Annotated in this window: 16 protein-coding genes; 10 read left to right on the top strand and 6 right to left on the bottom strand. The window is 65.1% G+C overall.

The genetic code is table 11. The annotated features are described in order from the left end of the window. The first annotated feature begins 57 nt into the window (after positions 1–57). From I5R65_RS05215 to I5R65_RS05240, 6 genes are all read left to right on the top strand, one after another. The gene (locus I5R65_RS05215; RefSeq protein WP_180667320.1) at positions 58–2,418 is read left to right on the top strand and encodes a heavy metal translocating P-type ATPase; all 2,361 of its coding nucleotides are present in this window, start codon (positions 58–60) and stop codon (positions 2,416–2,418) included. Between the two features lie 36 nt (positions 2,419–2,454). After that, positions 2,455–2,898 (top strand): hypothetical protein, encoded by a 444-nt coding sequence (locus tag I5R65_RS05220; RefSeq protein WP_231395057.1) that lies wholly within the window; start codon positions 2,455–2,457, stop codon positions 2,896–2,898. Between the two features lie 111 nt (positions 2,899–3,009). Continuing rightward, complete coding sequence (locus I5R65_RS05225; protein WP_180667318.1) at positions 3,010–4,404, top strand: TolC family protein; 1,395 nt, start codon at positions 3,010–3,012, stop codon at positions 4,402–4,404. Next, complete coding sequence (locus I5R65_RS05230) at positions 4,401–5,786, top strand: multicopper oxidase family protein (protein ID WP_180667317.1); 1,386 nt, start codon at positions 4,401–4,403, stop codon at positions 5,784–5,786. Before I5R65_RS05225 ends, I5R65_RS05230 begins: the two co-directional genes overlap by 4 nt. Positions 5,787–5,848: 62 nt before the next feature. Continuing rightward, on the top strand, positions 5,849–6,139 hold the full coding sequence (locus I5R65_RS05235) for a copper-binding protein (protein ID WP_180667315.1): 291 nt from the start codon (positions 5,849–5,851) through the stop codon (positions 6,137–6,139). A gap of 151 nt (positions 6,140–6,290) precedes the next feature. Next, positions 6,291–7,937 (top strand): fatty acid--CoA ligase, encoded by a 1,647-nt coding sequence (locus I5R65_RS05240; RefSeq protein ID WP_180667313.1) that lies wholly within the window; start codon positions 6,291–6,293, stop codon positions 7,935–7,937. Positions 7,938–8,390: 453 nt separating this feature from the next. Here I5R65_RS05240 and purU read toward each other — a convergent pair whose 3' ends face one another. Both purU and I5R65_RS05250 read right to left on the bottom strand, forming a co-directional pair. After that, positions 8,391–9,260 (bottom strand): formyltetrahydrofolate deformylase, encoded by an 870-nt coding sequence (gene purU, locus I5R65_RS05245; RefSeq protein WP_180667311.1) that lies wholly within the window; start codon positions 9,258–9,260, stop codon positions 8,391–8,393. A gap of 332 nt (positions 9,261–9,592) precedes the next feature. Beyond that, complete coding sequence (locus I5R65_RS05250) at positions 9,593–10,126, bottom strand: polymer-forming cytoskeletal protein (protein ID WP_180667309.1); 534 nt, start codon at positions 10,124–10,126, stop codon at positions 9,593–9,595. 806 nt (positions 10,127–10,932) lie between these two features. On the opposite strand from I5R65_RS05250, the gene I5R65_RS05255 reads away from it, so the two are divergent. From I5R65_RS05255 to I5R65_RS05265, 3 genes are all read left to right on the top strand, one after another. Next, positions 10,933–11,649 carry a Pr6Pr family membrane protein gene (locus I5R65_RS05255; protein WP_180667307.1) on the top strand — a complete coding sequence of 239 codons (717 nt, stop codon included), beginning with the start codon at positions 10,933–10,935 and terminating at the stop codon, positions 11,647–11,649. 441 nt (positions 11,650–12,090) lie between these two features. Beyond that, positions 12,091–13,803, top strand: coding sequence for an acid phosphatase (locus I5R65_RS05260; protein WP_180667305.1), 1,713 nt, complete (start codon positions 12,091–12,093; stop codon positions 13,801–13,803). Positions 13,804–14,059: 256 nt separating this feature from the next. After that, positions 14,060–15,799 carry a chloride channel protein gene (locus I5R65_RS05265; RefSeq protein ID WP_180667303.1) on the top strand — a complete coding sequence of 580 codons (1,740 nt, stop codon included), beginning with the start codon at positions 14,060–14,062 and terminating at the stop codon, positions 15,797–15,799. Here the strand turns inward: I5R65_RS05265 and I5R65_RS05270 are convergent. Together I5R65_RS05270 and I5R65_RS05275 are read right to left on the bottom strand one after the other, a co-directional pair. Further along, positions 15,780–16,160 (bottom strand): hypothetical protein, encoded by a 381-nt coding sequence (locus I5R65_RS05270; protein ID WP_231395058.1) that lies wholly within the window; start codon positions 16,158–16,160, stop codon positions 15,780–15,782. The two genes, I5R65_RS05265 and I5R65_RS05270, sit on opposite strands and share 20 nt — an antisense overlap. 176 nt (positions 16,161–16,336) lie before the next feature. Further along, positions 16,337–16,837: a spore coat U domain-containing protein gene (locus I5R65_RS05275; protein ID WP_180667301.1), complete on the bottom strand. Its 501-nt coding sequence runs from the start codon at positions 16,835–16,837 to the stop codon at positions 16,337–16,339. A gap of 507 nt (positions 16,838–17,344) precedes the next feature. Between I5R65_RS05275 and epsC the strand changes: the two genes are divergently transcribed. Next, a complete protein-coding gene (epsC, locus tag I5R65_RS05280; RefSeq protein ID WP_180667299.1) occupies positions 17,345–18,280 on the top strand; it encodes a serine O-acetyltransferase EpsC in 936 nt (311 codons plus the stop codon). 24 nt (positions 18,281–18,304) lie between these two features. On the opposite strand, the gene I5R65_RS05285 is transcribed toward epsC, so the two are convergent. Then, positions 18,305–18,460: a hypothetical protein gene (locus tag I5R65_RS05285; RefSeq protein WP_180667297.1), complete on the bottom strand. Its 156-nt coding sequence runs from the start codon at positions 18,458–18,460 to the stop codon at positions 18,305–18,307. Positions 18,461–18,568: 108 nt separating this feature from the next. Next, positions 18,569–19,714: an MFS transporter gene (locus I5R65_RS05290; protein ID WP_180667295.1), complete on the bottom strand. Its 1,146-nt coding sequence runs from the start codon at positions 19,712–19,714 to the stop codon at positions 18,569–18,571. Positions 19,715–19,773: the final 59 nt, after the last annotated feature.

Below are 19,773 nucleotides of genomic sequence, written 5' to 3' on the forward strand. Positions count from 1 at the left end.
TTACTTCAGGGTTTTTAATATACCCCTGAAACCCGTTGGCTGCACAAGGAGCAAGGCATGACCGGAACCCATCACAAGCACGCGCATGACCACCAGCACGATCATCACGATCACGATCACCATCATGATCATGGGCAGCACCAGCACGCCCAGCCGCAAGCCTGCTGCGGCAGCCACGCCTGCGACAGTGTTGCAACGGTGGCGGCACCGCACAAGCTGGACGGCGCGACCGAACAGGCGGTCTTCTTCATTCAGAAGATGGACTGCCCGACTGAAGAAAAACTGATCCGTGAACGCCTCTCCAATATGAAGGGAGTGGGTACGCTGGAATTCAACCTGATCCAGCGCGAACTGACGGTGCAACACCAGTTGCCCTCCATCGCGCCGCTGGTCGCGACCCTCACGGCGCTGGACATGCTGCCGGCCGTGAAGTCCGATTCGCTGGATGCCGACGCCGGCCGCGACGCGCCCGACCAGGCGGCCGCCTACCGCATCCCGGCCCGGCGCTGGGCGCTGCTGGGCCTGGCCAGCGTGGCTGCCCTGGGCGCCGAGGTGCTGGCCTGGACCAGCGGCGACGAACGCTCGCTGCCGGTGATCGCGCTGGCGCTGGCGGCCATCTTGCTGGGTGGGCTGGGCACGCTCAAGAAGGGCTGGATCGCCCTGCGCAACTTCTCGCTGAACATGAATTTCCTGATGTCGCTGGCCGTCATCGGCGCCGCCGTGATCGGTCAGTGGCCGGAAGCGGCGGTGGTGATCGTGCTGTTCACCCTGGCCGAGATGATCGAGGCGCTGTCGCTGGACCGCGCCCGCAACGCCATCGCCGGCCTGATGGCGATGACCCCGGACATGGCTACCGTGCGCAGCGCCGAGGGCAGCTGGAACAGCGTGCCGGCCGCCAGCGTGGCCGTCGACGCCATGGTGCGCGTGGCCCCGGGCGAGCGCGTGCCGCTCGATGGCCTGCTGGTCAGCGGCAGCACCAGCATCAACCAGGCGCCGATCACCGGCGAGAGCCTCCCGGTGGCCAAGCAGGCCGGCGATCCGGTCTTCGCCGGCACCATCAATGAACAGGGCGCCTTCGAGATGCAGGTCAGCGCCGCCCAGGCCGACTCCACCCTCTCGCGCATCGTCAGGAGTGTGCAGCAGGCCCAGGGCCAGCGCGCCCCGACCCAGCGCTTCGTGGACAACTTCGCGCGCTACTACATCCCGGCGGTGGTGATGATGGCCGTGCTGGTGGCCCTGCTGCCGCCCTTGCTGGCCGGCGCGCCCTTCCAGCCCTGGCTGTACAAGGCGCTGGTGCTGCTGGTCATCGCCTGCCCCTGCGCACTGGTCATTTCCACGCCGGTGACCATCGTCAGCGGGCTGGCCTCGGCGGCCCGGCACGGCATCCTGATCAAGGGTGGCGTCTATCTGGAACAGGGACGCCGCCTGCGCGCCCTGGCGGTGGACAAGACCGGTACCCTGACCTTCGGCAAGCCGCGCCTGACCGACGTGGTCTCGCTGCAGGCCGGCGCTGACCAGCAGGCCCTGCTGCAACTGGCCGTGTCGCTGGCGGCACGCTCGGACCACCCGGTCTCGCGCGCCATCGCCGTGCAGGAGGAGATGCAAGAGGAGATGCAAGAGGAGATGCAAGAGGATAGGCAGGCACTGGAGGTGCAGGAATTCGCCGCCCTGGCCGGACGCGGCGTGCAAGGCCGCATCGACGGGCAATTGCTGCACCTGGGCAACCACCGCCTGGTGCATGAACTGGGCCAGTGCAGCCCGGAACTGGAGGCGCGCCTGCAAGGCTTCGAAAAGCAGGGCAAGACCACCACCCTGCTGTGCCGCGACGGCCGCCCGGAACTGCTGATGGCGGTAGCCGACACGGTGCGCCCCAGCAGCCGCCAGGCGGTGAGTGAACTGCAGGCCATGGGCGTGCAGGTGGTCATGCTGACCGGCGACAACAGCCATACTGCCCAGGCGATTGCCGGGCAGACCGGCATCACCGATGTCCGTGGCGACCAGCTGCCGGAAGACAAGCTGCAGGCCATCGAGCAGTTGCGCCAGCGCCATGGCGAGCGCAGCGTGGGCATGGTCGGCGACGGCATCAACGACGCCCCGGCCCTGGCACGCGCCGATATCGGCTTTGCCATGGGCGCCGCTGGTACCGACACCGCCCTGGAGACGGCCGATGTCGCCCTGATGGACGACGACCTGCGCAAGATCGCCGACTTCATCGGCCTCTCGCGCCAGGCCCATGCCGTGCTGGTGCAGAACATCAGCATCGCGCTGGGCATCAAGGCGGTGTTCCTGGTGCTGGCGCTGGTGGGGATGAGCTCGCTGTGGATGGCCGTGTTCGCCGACATGGGCGCCAGCCTGATCGTGGTCTTCAACGGCCTGCGGCTGGTGCGCGGCTTGCGCCAGCGCAAACCGGCCGGTTGATCCACGACCGGCACAGCGACTATACTGGCGCCCATGATGCTGCGCGCAAAAATCCTCCTGCTCTGGCTGCTGGCGCTGGCGATCCCCCTCCAGGGTTTCGCCGCCGTGCTGCAGGCCTGCGCGCCGGCGATGCAAGCGACACAACATCATGGACAACACCACGCCGGCCAGGTGAGCGACACTGCCATGACCGCCGAAGCCGCCCCTGTCGACCAGGCTGCACAGCATCACGCCCACCATCACCCGATGGCGCAAACCCTGGCCGATAGCGATCCTGCACCGGCTTCCCCGCATGGCACGCAGCACGCCAACGCCTCCTGCAGCTTCTGCGCCGCCTGCACGGTGGGCGCCATCCTGCCGCTGGCGCTGGCTACCGTTCCCGCGCCCGATCTTCCCTCGCACGACTATCTCGTGCAGCCGGCTGCCGGCTTCGTCGGCCACCTGCCGGAAAACCCCGACCGTCCCCCTGCCCTCGCCTGATCCCGCCCTGCGCACGTCCCTGTGCGCCTGAGCCTGGACCCGTTGCGCGTCGCATCCTTTGCTCCCGGTGCTGCGCGCCACGGATGACGATCATCATCAGACGAGGATTTCATGATCCCCCATGTTTCACGCCCCTTGCGGGCGGCCGCCGTGGCCGCCTGCGCCATGCTGGCCGGCTGCGCGCAGCTGTCGCCCGACGCCGGCTTCGACCGGCTCGCGCAGACCAGCACCGAGCGCCTGGGCCAGGCACCTGCCTGGAACCGCACGCCCGAACAACGCCAAGCCAGCCAGGACCGCGTCACCCGGCTCTTGCAGGCCGATGGCAGCGCTGGCCCCACGGCCAACCGACTGGCCAATGCCGATGACGCGGTACAGATCGCCCTGATCAACAACCCCGAACTGCAGGCCGCCTTCGCCGAACTCGGCGTGGCAGAAGCCGATCTGGTCCAGGCCGGGCGCCTGCCCAACCCCGGCTTTTCCTTTGCCCGCACCCATGCCGGTGATGACATCAAGATCGAACGCAGCCTGTCGCTGGGCCTGATGCGCCTGCTGACCATGCCGGCCACCGCCCGCATCGAACAGCGCCGTTTCGAACAGGTCCGCCTGTCGCTGGCCGCACGCGTGCTGGCGCTGGCCGCACAGACCCGGCAAGCCTATTACCAGGCCGTGGCCGCGCAACAGGGCCTGACCTACCAGCAGCAGGTCGCCGACGCCGCCGACGCCGCGCACGAACTGGCCGCGCAGATGGCCCGCCTGGGCAACATCAGCAAACTGGACGCCGCCCGCGAGCAGTTCTTCTACGGCCAGGCGCAAGCCAGCCTGCAACAGGCCCAGCGCCTGGCCGCACAGGACAAGGAAACCCTGGCCCGCCTGCTGGGCCTGGCGCCCGACTTCGCCCTGCCGGCCCAACTGCCCGCCCTGCCCGCACAACTGGATGCCCTGGGCGACGTCGAGCAGCAGGCATTGCAACAGCGGCTGGACGTACAGGCCGCCCGCACCGAACTGGAAGGTCTGCAAGGCTCGCTGGGCCTGACCCGCGCCACGCGCCTGGTGAACGTGCTGGACCTGGGCGCGCTGCGCACGTCCGAAAGCAGCAAGCCGCCCGAAATCGGCTACGAGATCTCCATCGAGATCCCGCTCTTCGACTGGGGCGAGGCCCGCGTCGCCAAGGCCGAGGCGATCTACCTGCAAGGCGCCCACAAGCTGGCCGGCGCCGTGCTGGACGCCCGCGCCCAGGCGCGCCTAGCCTGGCGCCAACGACAGGATGCCTACGCCCTGGCACGACGCTATCGCGACCAGTTGCTGCCGCTGCGCCAGCGCATCGCCGAAGAAAACCTGCTGCGCTACAACGGCATGCTGCTGAGCGTCTTCGCGCTGCTGGCCGATGCCCGCGAACAGGCCAGCACCGTCAACGCCGCCATCGACGCCCAGCGCGATTTCTGGATCGCCGACGCAGCCCTGCAACTGGCCCTGAACGGCCGCCCCACCCAAGGAAAGCAACCATGAACCCGAGCGATAAGGACCGCCGCCACTTCCTGCGCGGCGCCGCCCTGGCCGCCACCGCCGTGACGGCCGGCGCCGTCAGCCGCGTCGGCGCGGCCAGCCTGCCCGAGGCCGCACTGCAGACCAGCGCCGCCACCCAGCCACCGCTGCAACCGGCCACTGGCCGCCCCTATCAAGCGGTGGTCACGCTCAACGGCTGGACCTTGCCCTGGCGCATGAAGAACGGCGTCAAGGAATTCCACCTGGTGGCCGAACCGGTAGTGCGTGAAATCGCCCCCGGCATGAAAGCCAATCTGTGGGGCTATAACGGCCAGAGCCCCGGCCCCACCATCGAAGTGGTGGAAGGCGACCGGGTGCGCATCTTCGTCACCAACAAGCTGCCCGAGGCGACCTCGGTGCACTGGCACGGCCAGCGCCTGCCCAACGGCATGGACGGTGTGTCCGGCCTGACCCAACCGGCCATCCCGCCGGGCAAGACCTATGTCTATGAATTCACCGCCCGGCGCGCCGGTACCTTCATGTACCACCCGCATGCCGACGAAATGGTGCAGATGGCCATGGGCATGATGGGCTTCTGGGTCACCCATCCCAAGGACCCCAATGCAATGCGGGTGGACCGCGACTTCGTATTCCTGATGAATGCCTACGACATCGCACCCGGTGCGGCCGTGCCCAAGGTCAGCACCATGCTGGACTTCAATCTGTGGACCTGGAACAGCCGCGCCTTCCCCGGCATCGACCCGCTGGTGGTGCGACAGAACGACCGCGTGCGCATCCGCGTGGGCAACCTGACCATGACCAACCACCCCCTGCACCTGCACGGTCACGAATTCAGCGTCACCGGCACCGATGGTGGCTGGGTGCCTCCGGCGGCACGCTGGCCCGAGGTCACCACCGACATCGCCGTGGGCCAGATGCGCGCCATCGAGTTCGACGCCACCGAGGAAGGCGACTGGGCGCTGCACTGTCACAAGGCCCACCACACCATGAACGCCATGGGTCACGACGTCCCGACCATGATCGGCGTGGACCAGTCACGGGTGGTCGAGAAGATCAGCAAGCTCATTCCCGACTACATGGCCATGGGTGACAAGGGTGGCTCGATGGACGGCATGGAGATGCCACTGCCCGAGAACACCTTGCCGATGATGACCGGGACCGGCCCCTACGGTCCCATCGAAATGGGCGGCATGTTCAGCACCGTCAAGGTACGCCGCCACCTGGCCCGCGACGATTATCGCGACCCCGGCTGGTACCGCGCCCCCAGCGGCACGGTGGCCCGCGAATGGCGGGGAGAGATGCCCGAGGCCAGGCGCGCGGTCGGCAGTCATACCACGCCAGCCACGCTGGACGTGGTCAAGCCGGGCGGCCATCACGGCCACTGACCAGGCCACTGAACCAGCCACCCCGACAACTTCAGCTTTACACCATCAAGAAAGGAAGCATCATGTTACGCACCCTCCTCCTCACCCTGGCTCTCTCGCTGCCCGCGCTGGGCCTCCATGCCCAGGGCACCGCCCCCAAGGTCGATGGCGAAATCCGCAAGGTCGACGCCGCCGCCGGCAAGCTCACCATCCGCCACGGCGACATCCCCAACCTGCAGATGTCGGGCATGACCATGGTCTTCAAGGCCACACCGGAGATCATCGGACGCGCCCACGAAGGCGAGAAGATCAGCTTCACCGCCGACCGTATCGATGGCGCCCTCACCGTCACCTCGCTGGAAAGCCGGAACTGATCAGCACCGACGGGTGCGGGGCGGCGGACTGAAGGCACATTGCCGGATGTAAATTTCGTCGTCCCGACGACCATTCCCCTGGGGCGTTGGCGGTATCATCGGTTTTTTTCCATAACAGGCCATCGCGCCGACACAACAGAGGAGACCCGGTATGCCCCAAGTGATCCAGCAAACGCCCTCGGCCTATGGCTATCCACTGCTGATCAAGCAATTGCTGCACAGCGCCCTGTCCACCGCCCCCGACCAGGAAATCATTTACGGCCAGCGCCGCCTCACCTATGCCGGCTTCTACCAGCGGGTACAGCGCCTGGCCAACGTGCTCAAGGAAATGGGCGTCCAGGCCGGCAACACCGTGGCGGTGATGGACTGGGACAGCAACCGCTATCTCGAATGCTTCTTTGCCGTACCGATGATGGGATGCGTGCTGCAGACGGTCAACGTGCGCCTGTCGCCGGAGCAGATCGCCTACACCCTGAACCATGCGCAGGCCGACGTCCTGCTGGTCAATTCCGATTTCATGCCGGTACTCAAGCAGATCCGGGGCGAACTCACCACCCTGACCCGCTGCGTACTGCTCACCGACGACGGCACCCCCTGCCCCCGCGGCCCTGGCTTTGCCGGCGAATACGAAGAACTGCTGGCCGAGGCCGACGCCCGCTACAGCTTCCCCGACTTCGACGAAAACGCCCGCGCCACCACCTTCTACACCACCGGCACCACCGGCCTGCCCAAGGGCGTCTACTTCAGCCACCGGCAACTGGTCCTGCACACCCTGGGCACCACCGCCGGCCTGGCGCTGGCCCCGCAGCAAGGCCGCCTGCACCGCGACGACGTCTACATGCCACTGACCCCGATGTTCCACGTCCACGCATGGGGCCTGCCGTATGTCGCGACCATGGCCGGCGTCAAGCAGGTCTACCCTGGCCGCTACGTCCCCGACACCATCTGCCGCCTGATCCGCGAAGAAAAGGTCACCTTCTCGCATTGCGTACCGACCATCCTGCAGATGATCCTGTCATCGGAACAGGCCCGCGAGACCGACCTCTCCGGCTGGAAGATGATCATCGGCGGCTCCGCCATGACCGGCGCCCTGGCCAAGGCCGCATTGGAGCGCGGACTTGACGTCTTCACCGGCTACGGCATGTCCGAGACCTGCCCGGTCCTGACCCTGGCCCAGGTCGCCACCGCCGACCTTGGCAGCGACCGAGAAACCACCCTGCGCCTGAAGACTGGCCGCCCGCTGCCCCTGGTAGCGCTACGCACGGTCGACGGCGAGATGAACGACTGCCCGCATGACGGCAAGAGCACAGGAGAAGTCGTCGTCCGCGCCCCCTGGCTCACCCAGGGCTACCTGCACCAGCCCGAAGCCTCGGAAGACCTCTGGCACGGTGGCTGGCTGCACACCCAGGACATTGGCCACATTGACGCCGAAGGCTACCTGCAGGTCACCGACCGCATCAAGGACGTCATCAAGACCGGAGGCGAATGGGTCTCATCGCTTCAGATCGAAGACATCATCACCCGCCACCCCGCCGTCGCCGAAACCGCGGTCATTGGCATCCAGGACGGCAAATGGGGAGAGCGCCCGATCGCCCTGGTAGTACTGAAGAAAGACAGCACAGGCGTGAATGAAGAAGACATCCGCCGCCACGTCATGGCTGCCGCCGAAGCCGGCACCATCTCCCGCTACGGCGTACCTGACCGCGTCCAGTTCGTCACCGAACTGGCCCGCACCAGCGTAGGCAAGCTGAACAAGCGCGTCATGCGCGAGCAGTACCCGGCAAGAGAAAATAAGTGAAGTAAGCCCGGAAGCAATTCCCAAGGATGGCAAGAGCGCGAAGCCGAAGGCGAGCGACGCACCGCGAGGCCGAAGGCGAGCCGGTCACGCTTTCCCCCTTGGGAGCCAGCCGCCGGAGTGAAGCCGCAAGTGGATCAGAAAAATAGTGGGAGCGAAGCGACTCTATTTTTCCCACTTGCGGCTTCACTCCGGCGGGAACCCTCCGCAGGAGGGCTGGCTCTTGGGGGCCGTTTTCTTTGCTTACTTTCTTTGGCGGGCCAAAGAAAGTGAGCGGCTGCCGGGCCGCCCCCGGCGCTCCCTTGCGACCGGAGAAAGAAAGAGCTTAAGCCAGAGCGCGGCACAGCAGCCCGTGCAGGCTACCGGCCCTCCAACAGCAAAACCGACACAGAACCAAGAAAACAAAAACGCCGCCCAGCCAAAGCCAGACGGCGTCCAAGTTCAATACAGCAAGGATCAGTTGAAGATCACGGTCTTATGCCCATTGAGCAGAATCCGATGCTCGGTAAACCACTTCACAGCCCGCGCCAACACCACACACTCGATATCCCGCCCGATGGCAGTCAGCGTATCCGGCCCCATGGAGTGATCCACCCGCTCCACCCCTTGCTCGATGATCGGCCCCTCATCCAGATCACCCGTCACAAAGTGCGCCGTCGCCCCGATCAGCTTCACCCCCCGATCATGGGCCTGATAATAAGGCTTCGCCCCCTTGAAACTCGGCAGGAAGGAATGGTGGATATTGATCGCCCGCCCACGCAAAGCCTCGCACATCTCCGGCGACAGAATCTGCATATAACGCGCCAGCACCACCAGATCGATCTGGTTCGCATCCACGATTTCCATGATGCGCTGCTCCTGCACCCGCTTCACCTCAGCCGGCGCACCGGTCGCCAACGGCAGATGATGGAAAGGAATGTTATAGCTCGCCGCCAGCTGATAGAAATCCGTATGGTTCGACACGATCGCCGGAATCTCCACCGGCAGCAGACCACTCTTATAGCGGAACAGCAGATCGTTCAGACAATGCCCGATCTTGGACACCATCAGCATCACGCGGGGCTTCTTGCCCGCATCATGCAACTGCCAGTTCATCTGCAGCGCATCCCCCAGCAGCCCGAAATCGGCCCGCAGCGCCGCATCCGACACCGCCGCGTCCTCCGAAGAGAAATGCACGCGCATGAAGAAAAGCTTGGATTGCGCATCGCCAAACTGCGCCGAATCGATGATGTTGCAGCCGTGATCGGCCAGGAAGCCCGAGACGCGATGCACGATGCCGCGCTGGTCCAGGCAGGACAAGGTAAGGATGTATTCCGGGTGAGCCATGAGAATGTACTGAAAAGCGCCAGCGTCCCCACAGGTAACGCCGGGCTGGCGTCACCACCGGCCTGGCAGGCCGGCTAAAAGGACGAAAGGCGCTATTGTCGCACGGCCGGGCGACGCGGACAAATCCCGCGCCACGATGAGACGCCATGCACGCAAGCCAACCCGTCAATTACGAAAAAATGAGCGTAATTGAGCGTCGAAGTGCACAGATGACGCCAAGCACAACTAGGTTTCCATAAAGAAACCCGGCTACACCATCGCCTAAGCCCCTACGTCAGCCCATCCCTGGATGGCGGCCGGTGCGCCGCACCCGCCACCACCCGCAGTGGCTCTCAGGCAGTCTTCTGCAGCAGATCCTTCTGCTCGTGCCCGCCACCGACCTGCAGATCACCCGCCAGTTGGCCGCCCTCTTCGATGACCAGCTTGCCGTAGCGGATCTTGCCGGTGACCTTGCCGCTAGCATAGATGACCAGCTTCTGGCGCACCGTCAGGTCGCCATCGAACTCGCCACGGATCTCGGCCAGGTCGATCTCGGCCGAGCCCTTGAAGGCGCCACGTTCGGCGATCTGCACCACGCGGCAGTTGATGGTGGCCTGCACCTTGCCTTCCACCACCAGGGTGTCGCAGTCCTCGATCTCCCCCTTGACCTTGATGTTGGGGCCGACGGTGAGCTTGCTGCCGGTCTCTTCACTCGCCGCAGGCGCGCTGCCAGAGGTGCTGGAAACGGAAGAGGGATACTGGTTGGGTTTATTGACGCTGGTCACATTGCCGCCTGTAGAAGAAGAGACGCTGTTGCCCGCACTGCTGAACGGGGAGTTGGTCGAGCTGGTTTCGCGTTTGCCGAAGAGGGATTCCGAGCGAAGCATGTGATCTCCTGAAATGGTGGTGCCTGAGGCGAAAAAAACTACACGCGAAATGACGCGCGAAGATGAGCGTGCACAACAGTGCGCACGAAAACGTTGCGATGCCCTGAGAGAGCCGCTGCAGGGAACCGGATGTGATGCGGATCTCCGAGCGAATGATCAGCGACACGTCGCAACGCCGTCAGGTTGAACCCTCCCGAAGTGGCGACAACGGTCTAGGACCAGGATGCGCCACCTCGAAGCGATGCCGTCAGGCATTGTCCGGGAGGAAACCTGTGCGGTTCGGCAGGATGCCTTTTGCAAAGTTCACGACAATTTTGTAACAGCGAAGAACCTGTTTCGCCGCAGTGAATACAGAGCAAATTATTTATATTTTGAAGCGCCTTGTAACTAAAAAAAATGTAACAGTTACCTTCGACGATGCGTCGCCTGCAGGCGACACGAACCCTGTTGCAATCCGCTCTGGATATGCCTCGCAAGGCCATCAGCGTTTTTTATCAAAGGACTTTCAGGAGCTGAACGACACTTAAAAAACTTAGTCTTTTGCGCCCCAAACATTCTCTTCCTTTCTCGCTCCATGGGGCCGAAGAGGATCATCGAAAACCGTCATCCCGGCGCGCCGGACGAGTACAAAAATACATACGGCAACGCGGCGAAAGATCTTGAGGATGTGAGCCGATGTAAGCGATGAAAGTGAATGTCATCGCACCAGCACATCCGGCCCAGCCGATTTATGATGATGCTCTTTGACGTTGCGCTGCCAGGCCCCTGCCTGCGCGCCGCTGTTCTCCCGCACCCCTGACCACACCATGAGCCACGAACAGATCCCCTTGCCGGAATCGCTGGATTCCTTTGGCGCCCAACTTTTCCCGGCCCGCCGCGACTCGGCCGCAGCGCGGGCGGTGGCGACGCTGATCGCCGTCATCAGCTGGTTTGCCTTCGTGGCGCAGACCGACATCACCATCGGCCGCCTGCTGGCACGCGGCGGCGGCGTGCTCGACGGACTGGACCGGCTGAGCATGTACCTGACCAACCTCACCATCCTGATGAGCGCACTGTGCTTTACCTCGCTGGCTTTTTCGCTGAAGACGCCCCTGAGCCGCTTCTTCCGGCAGCCCTCGGTGATTTCGGCAGTGGTGGCCTATCTGGCCTTCGTGGGGATTGCGTACAACCTCTTGTTGCGTCACCTGTGGACGCCGACGGGTTTCCGTGCGCTGGTCAATGAGAGCCTGCATACGGTGGTGCCGCTGCTGGCCATTGCCTACTGGATTTTTTTCGTGCCGGTGTTCAGGACCTCGCTGCGCAAGTCCCTGCTGTGGCTGGTGTATCCGCTGGGCTACCTGGTGCTCACGCTATGGCGCGGGGCCTTGTCGGGCTTCTACCCCTACCCCTTCATCGATGTCAATGCGCTCGGTTATCCGCGCGTGCTGCTCAACGCCAGCCTGCTGCTGGCCAGCTTCATTGCACTGATGGGCTTGTTCGTTGCCGTGAACCGGTCCGGCAAGCCGGTCCTGCAGCGCCGCTAGCGCGGGGCTTCGCCTACACCATGGGCTCGGTGACGGCCAGCAGCAGCGTGAACAACATGAAAACGGTAAAACCCGCAGCGATGAACAGGTATTGAAAAGCTCTGAGCAAAATGATCCCCTCGACAAACTGATCCGCAGCAACCTGGGCGCCGCGACCCGTCCCTTGGCCCGTCGCCCCGGTCAGGCCCGCCTGGCGGGCCCTGCTGCGCCTTGAGCGCAGCCGGATAACGTCGTGTCATTGTAGAGGCATCCAGCCGAGCGCCCGGTATCCTACCTTTTACTTTACGCAATTTTTCATTGTCTCTTGGTGTAGGTTTCTTCACATTTTTCGCTAGCAACTTGCCCGATAAGGCAAAACGACACATCCTTGTCATATGGTCGCGCTAAGCTCCCCCCCGCTACGCGCCAACCCCACAACAATATCCGACAGGAAACTCATCCATGAGCCAGCACGACGACGACATCGCCGGCAGTCAGCCCGCGTCCGAAGATTCCTCCACGCCCTTCCCTCATCCTGGCCGCCGCCGCTTCCTGGGCGGCATGGCCGCGCTGGGTGCCGGCAGCGCGCTGGCCGCCTGCGCCACCGAGGGCCAGGGACCGGCCCCTTACCCCAGCGGCAATCCGGCCGACGCCGCCGCGCTGGATCGCGCCCTGCGCGATAACGTCAAGACCGTCGTGGTCATCTACGCCGAAAACCGCAGCTTCAACAATCTCTTCGCCGATTTCCCCGGCCTGGAAAAGCCGCTGTCCTCGGTCAAGGCCTCCGACTACCAGCAGCGTGACCGCGACGGCAGCCTGCTCAAGCAATTGCCACCGGTCTGGAGCGGTGTGGCGATCCAGGAACAGAGCATTGAAGGCGTGACCTACCCGGCCGGCAAGCAATACCAGACCGACTTGCCCAATGCACCCTACGCGCTCAAGGGACCGCAAGGCGAAGCCCTGCCGCTGGGCCTGGTCACGCGTGACCTGTGGCACGTGTTCTACCAGAACCAGATGCAGATCAACGGCGGCAAGAATGACGGTTTCGTGGCCTGGGCCGACTCCGGCGGCCTGACCATGGGACATTACGCCGACACCCGCTACAACCTGCGCCTGTGGGACGTAGCACGTGAGTTCGTGCTGTGCGACAACTTCTTCCAGGGCGCCTTCGGTGGTTCCTTCCTGAACCACCAGTACCTGATCTGCGCAGCCCCGCCCTTCTATCCGGACGTGATGAATTCGGTCTCGCGCACCCAGGTGGCCAAGACCCGCAACAACGATCCGCTCTCGCCCCAACTGGTACCGGCCGAAAACAGCCCGGCCAGCGCCCTGCAAGGTCCGCCCAAGTTCGGCCCCAGCGCACTCACCCCGGACGGCTACGCGGTCAACACCATGGCCCCGCCGTACTGGCCGACCTGGAGCCGCGACCGCAACAACCCGGCCTATGCCGAACCCAACCAGCCCAGCGTGCTGGTGCCGCAGGTGCACGAACACATCGGCGACAAGCTCAACAAGAAGGGCATCGACTGGGCCTGGTATGCCGGCGCCTGGCAGGCCACGCTGGACGAGTTCAAGGACTCCAAGGGCATTCCCAAGATTCCCAATTTCCAATACCACCACCAGCCCTTCAACTACTTCAAGAATCTGGGGCCGGACAACCCGGCCGAGCGCAACAAGCGCCTGCGTGACGGTGGCCTGGGCGACGAATCGCGCAGCAACCGCTTCCTGGCCGATGTCGAGGCTGGCCGCCTGCCGCCGGTGAGCTTCTACAAGCCCCAGGGCAACCTCAACCTGCACGCCGGCTATGCCGACATCGCCTCCGGCGACCGTCACATCGCGCACATCATCAAGAGCCTGCAGGCCAGCCCGCAGTGGAAGAACATGGTGGTGGTGATCACCTTCGACGAAAACGGCGGCTGGTGGGATCACGTGGCCCCGCCCAAGGGCGATCGCTGGGGACCCGGCACCCGCGTGCCGGCGCTGGTGGTCTCGCCCTTTGCCCGCAAGGGGACGGTGGACCACACCATCTACGACACCGCCTCCATCCTGCGCCTGATCACCCGCACCTTCGGCCTGGAAAAGCTGGACGGTCTCAAGCAACGCGACGAAGCCATGATCGCGCGTGGCCAGCAGCCCATGGGCGACCTGACCAACGCCTTGCAGTTCAAGGCCTGATCCGCCGCGACTGCGTTTCTCGCTAATCGCCGGCCAGCCAACGCCGCCCCAGGGTCAACCTGCGGCGGCGTTGTCGTTCTGGCGGTTGCTGCAGGATTCAAGGTTCCACCAGCGCATCAAAAAGAGCAGAGGCAAGCAGGCAGGCACGTTTCAACCACTTATATCATAGTGTGATATATTTCAGGCCTATCCCTTTGCGCTGGCCGGCCTTCACTCGCAGTGAGTCTGGCAGGCAGCGCCTCATCCTGACTCCGGCATGAAACACAAACGCGACTACACTGCCGACCGGCGGCTACCCTACCTGTGCGTCATCGCACTGCTGATCGGCGCCCTCTCCACCGGCGCCGCCTGGCTGCTGCTGAAGCTCATCGCGCTCTTCACCAACCTGTTCTACTTCCAGCGCCTGTCCTTTGCCGCCAGTTCCCCGGCCTCGCATACGCTGGGCTGGATCGCCGCGCTGCTGCCGGTGGCGGGCGGCCTGATCGTCGGCCTGATGGCCCGTTATGGCAGTGACAAGATCCGCGGTCACGGCATCCCCGAAGCCATCGAGGCCATCCTGTTCGGCAAGAGCCGCATGTCGCCCAAGGTGGCCGTGCTCAAGCCCCTGTCCTCGGGCATCGTCATCGGCAGCGGTGGCCCCTTTGGCGCCGAAGGGCCGATCATCATGACCGGCGGCTCGGTGGGTTCGCTGCTGGGGCAATGGCTGCACCTGACGGCGGCCGAGCGCAAGACCCTGCTGGTCTGCGGCGCCTGCGCGGGCATGACGGCAATCTTTGGCACGCCGCTGGCGGCGGTGTTGCTGGCGGTGGAGCTGCTGCTGTTCGAACTGCGTCCGCGCAGCCTCTTGCCGGTGACGCTGGCCTGCGCGGTCGCCGGCTTCCTGCGGCCCTGGGTGCTGGAGGCGGGGGTGCTGTTTCCCTTGCAGGTGACCGCACCGGCCCCGATGGCCCTGCTCTCCTGCCTGGCGGCCGGCCTGGCCAGCGGCAGCCTGGCGGCGCTGCTGACGCTGGCGCTGTATCGCATCGAGGATGGTTTCCATCGCCTGCCGCTGCACTGGATGTGGTGGCCGGCCCTGGGCGGCATTGCCGTCGGCCTGGGCGGACTGCTGCAGCCGCGTGCGCTGGGCGTGGGCTATGACGTCATCGCCGACCTGCTGAACCAGCACATGCTGATCTCGGCGGCGCTGGCGCTGCTGCTGGTCAAGGCGGTGATCTGGTTGCTGGCGCTGGGCTCAGGGACCTCGGGCGGGGTACTGGCGCCGCTGCTGATGATGGGTGCCGGCCTGGGACTGGTGCTGGCCCCGTGGCTGCCGGGCGGCTCCCCCGGGCTGTGGCCGCTGGTGTGCATGGCCGGTGTGCTGGGCAGCGTGCTGGGCGCACCGCTCACCGCTATCGTCTTCGCCTTCGGCCTGACCCATGCCAGCAACGCCCTGCTGCCCCTGATCGCCACCACCGCCGTGGCCTACGGGGTCAACGTGCTATGGATGAAGCGCTCCATCATGACCGAGAAGATTGCCCGGCGTGGCCTGCACGTGCATCGCGAATACGGCGTCGATCCGCTGGAGCGCATGCATGTGGAAGACCTGATGTCCGCCCCGCAGACGCTGGATGCGGCCCTGCCGGCCGGCGCCGCGCTGGCGCACTGCCGCGCTGCCGCCCACGTGCATCGCTACTATCCGGTGACCCATGGACGTCAGCTGCTGGGCATACTGGCCCTGCGCACGCTGGAGGCGGCCGATCCGGCCCAGGTCTGCGGCCTGCTGCTGGAACCGGATCGTGGCTATCTGCTGCCGCACCTGAGCGCGCGCACCGCCGCCGGCATGATGGCGCGACTGGGCGTGGCGCGACTGCCGGTGGTGGCCGGCCCGGAACGCCGGCAGCTGGTGGGGATGCTTTCCCTGTCCGACCTGGCCCGCGCCAGCGCCGCCCATGCGGAGGAAGAATCGGTGCGGGAAAAACTGCTGGGCAACCAGGGCCTTACAGCACCCCACCGCTGAGCTTGCACATCAGGTTGTCATGCGAGACCAGCACCACGTTGATGCCGGCATTGCCATTATCCAGACGGAACTCACTGTTGCCATTCGAGAGCGAAATGCTACGCACCGCCCGCGTCGCGGTTTCGGTGAGCACGGTCTCGCCGGCCATGTTCAGGCAGGTGAGCACGCAACCGGCCCCGGCGGCGCAACTGCGCGTGATGTCACTGGCCACCGGCGTGGGCGCGGCCGTGCCCCCGGCTGGCACCGGTACCGGGACGACGGCCGGGGTAGCGGGTGCTGCCTGTGCCTGCGCCGCCACCCAGGGCAAGCTCAGCAAGGAAAATGCCACCAGGGCGCAACAGATGGAGCGGACCATACGCATGGCTTGCCTACCCTTCTCGCAAACAATCAGGCCGCTATTGCATCACAAACAAAAAAAAGGCGCACCTCCTTGCGGAAGCACGCCCAAAAGTCAGCCCCCCTCAGGGCTACCCGGTAATCCGGTGTGGCGCGACGAGGGCCGCTGCGGTGAACGCAGGCGGCCTCGCCGTTACAAAATCAGTAGGTCAAGGTGACGGTGACGGTGTCCGAATAGGCGCCTGCCAGTGGTGTCTGTGCGGCGGCGATCTGGCCATACACGGTCAGCGTCTGGGTCAGGCCCGAGCCGGTACCGGTAGCGGTATCGGTGCCGATGGTCGAACCCCAGTTGCTGGTGCGGGCTGCATCGCGGTACAGCGCGTAGTTCAGGGTGCCGCCGCCGGCCGCGCTCATCTTGCGGTTGCCGACGGTGGAACCGGTGCCGGTGCCGGCATCCAGACCGACGTTGTAGGCGGTACCGTTGGTGCAAAGCACGGTGATGGTGCCGGACTGGTTGACCACACTCTGGGTGTAGGCGCCGAAGGCGATGGCCGAACCGACCACGGTGCAGGCGGCAACCACCGAGGCGCTGATGGTCAGCGTGCCGCTGGCGGTGGCGGCGAAGGAAGCAGGTGCGCTGGAGGCCAGGACGACGGCGGCGACGGTGGCGGCAACGAAGCGGTTTTTCTTGGCATTGAACATGTGATCTCTCCCTGATCGCTGCCTGGTCCTCGCCCCTTGCTCGGACTTCGCTGTGCAGCTGGTATGGAGAGAACTTTACGTTTTTGTTGTACCGCCAAGTATCGGGCGCTTCCTGAGAGCGGAGGGGAAATGCGTCAGGAATTCCCTGAGTGATGCGGGGATGTCACAGGCCGGGAAATCACGAAAAATGTCCATGATCTGCCCGAGAGGCTCACCCACACTGGCTTTGCGCCAGATCAAATCCTGCATATAGATATGTCAAATGAGTGTTTGCATCAACATCTATTAGCCGATAAAGTACGTTCCCAGAGCAATTCAATTGCGGCGCCACTTTTCAGATAGAACTGGGCGCCGCGAATCGCTCTCCCGGTTACCCACTCCCTCCCTTCCACTGGTCCCTGCCCGACGGCATGCGGTGCCAGCCCCTTGCAGATCCGACAATTTCCTCCCCGCCCGCGCTGGAACAGCCCGCCGACGCGCTGCCTGCATTTTTGATAGCATGCCGGGATGGATACTTCACATACCCCCGAATTGAACGCCCTGGCCGAATCGGCCGGGATGGGCCTGTCTGCCGTAGTGGCCGGGCTGCGTACCTCACGCGAAGTGACCCACAAGATCCGCTATCGTGGCGAAATCCGCGAATTACCTTCACGCGAGGCGATGAAGACGCTGCTGGCGCACCTGCAGGCGGCGCTGTTCCCCACGCATTACGGCCACACCGACCTGTCGGACGAGACCATCGATTACTTCGTCGGGAGTCAATTGAATGCGGCGCTGTGCATCCTGAAGGAACAAGTCCGCCGCAGCCTCTATTTCAGCAGCGACAGTGAAGAAGACGCGCTGCTGCGCGAGCGCGCTGCCGTGATCACGCGTGAGTTCGCGCACCAGTTGCCCGACATTCGCGACGTGCTGGTCAGCGATATCCAGGCGGCCTACCACGGCGACCCGGCGGCCTCCAGCATTTCGGAAATCCTGCTCTGCTATCCCGGCACCACGGCCATCATCTACCACCGGCTGGCCCATGCCCTGCACCAGTTGGGCGCCCCCTTGCTGGCGCGCCTGATCGCCGACATCGCGCACTCGGCCACCGGCATCGACATCCACCCGGCGGCGCAGATCGGCCCCAGCTTCTTCATCGACCACGGCACCGGCGTGGTGATCGGCGAAACCACCATCATCGGACGCAACGTGCGCCTGTACCAGGCGGTGACGCTGGGCGCCAAGCGCTTCCCGCAGGAGCCGGATGGTTCTCTGGTCAAGGGGATCCCGCGCCACCCCATCGTCGAGGACGACGTGGTGGTCTATGCCGGTGCCACCCTGCTGGGACGCATCACCATCGGCCGCGGCTCGGTCATCGGCGGCAATGTCTGGCTCACCCACAGCGTGCCACCGGCCAGCAATATCTCGCAGGCGGAAATGCTGAGCGACTGCCAGCAGTCCTGAGCCCTGCCGTCGGTCATGTGGGCGTCAAGCGCCCAGTGGCAGGCAGCGCTGCAGCAGGTACAGCACACCCAGCAAGGCCAGGCCGAACAGGAAGACCGTGCCGATCAGCTTGCGCTCGGCCGGTTGCAGGGGTTCCAGCGCGAAGCTGCCGAGTTCCTGGTAGATGTGATGGTCTTGCATGCGGACTCCGGGTCGAAGGACAAGGAGCCCAATGCTAGCGAAGCGCTGCGCGGCTGTGAACGAAGCGATCAACGCATCGATATCCGCTGGGCGCATAAGCCGGCCCGACTAGGGCGCGGCCGAGGGCTTGTGCAACGGCGCCGGTTCCCGGCCGCAGGCCAGCGCCGCCACAGCCAGCGCTGCAGCCGCCAGGCCATACAGCCAGAGCGAAGACATCACCGGCAACAGCAGCCCCGCCATCATCGGCCCCATGCCGGCCCCGATATCGCGCCAGATGGCCCGCCCGGCCAGGGCATGCACCCGTTGTGCCGGGGGCGTGCGGGCCGCCACGATGGGCGCCAGCAGCGGCAGTTGCAAGGCGCGCAGGATCACGATCAGCCCGGCGAACAGCCACAGCAGCCCGCCCCCGAACCCCACCAATGCCACGCAGGTCGCCAGCGACAGCGTCACCAGCACCTTCACCGCACCGAAACGCTCGGCCAGCCACCCGCCCAGCGGACTCAATACGATCTCCCCGGCATAGCGCAGCGCCATCAGCACCCCGGCCACCAACTCGCCATCGGCGCCGAAGGATTGCTTGCTCATGTAGGCCAGCCCGACGATGAACAGCCCGTCCAGCGTCAGCCCTTCCAGGAAAGACCACCAGTCCAGCGCATTGGGCAGCTTCCAGCGGCGTGGCTGCGGGGGTGCGTAACCATGGGCCGGCAAGCGGCGCGCGGCCAGCAGGCCCAGCACGGCAGTGCAGGCCACCAGCAGGAACACCGTGCGCGGCCCGACATGCGCGGCCAGCAAGGCCGCCGTGGGCAACCACAGCATCGGGCCGATGGCGATCACCCCGCGCGAGCGCCCGGAGCGCCGCGCCGCGCCTTGCGGATTGGCGGTCGACATGGCCTGGGTCGACAGGTTGAGCCCGGCAAACGCCATGCCCCACAGCAGCCGCAGCGGCAGCAGCGCCCAGAAACCGCTGGCCACCGTATAGCCCAGCGCACACAGGATCGCCGCGCACACCGCCAGGGTGCAGGTGGGTCGATCACCGCGTCTGGCATAGAAGGCCGCCACCCAGCGATAGCCGGCGATGCGCACCAGCCGGTTGGCCGCCAGCAGCACCCCGGCCTCGGCCAGGCTCACGTGGAACTGGTCGGCATACATCGGCAGCAGGAGGTAGAGAACAATGTCGCAGGGCAAGGCGGCCGACAGCGACATGGCGGCGTGGCGCGAATCGAGATCGGCCTGGCGGAGGTCTGGCGTGGTCATGGGCCTGATGATGCGCCGCCTGCGGCGGCACTGACAAACGATATTAATTCCGGACATGC

It is taken from the genome of Herbaspirillum sp. AP02 (assembly GCF_015767275.1).
Taxonomy (GTDB): Bacteria; Pseudomonadota; Gammaproteobacteria; order Burkholderiales; family Burkholderiaceae_D; genus Herbaspirillum.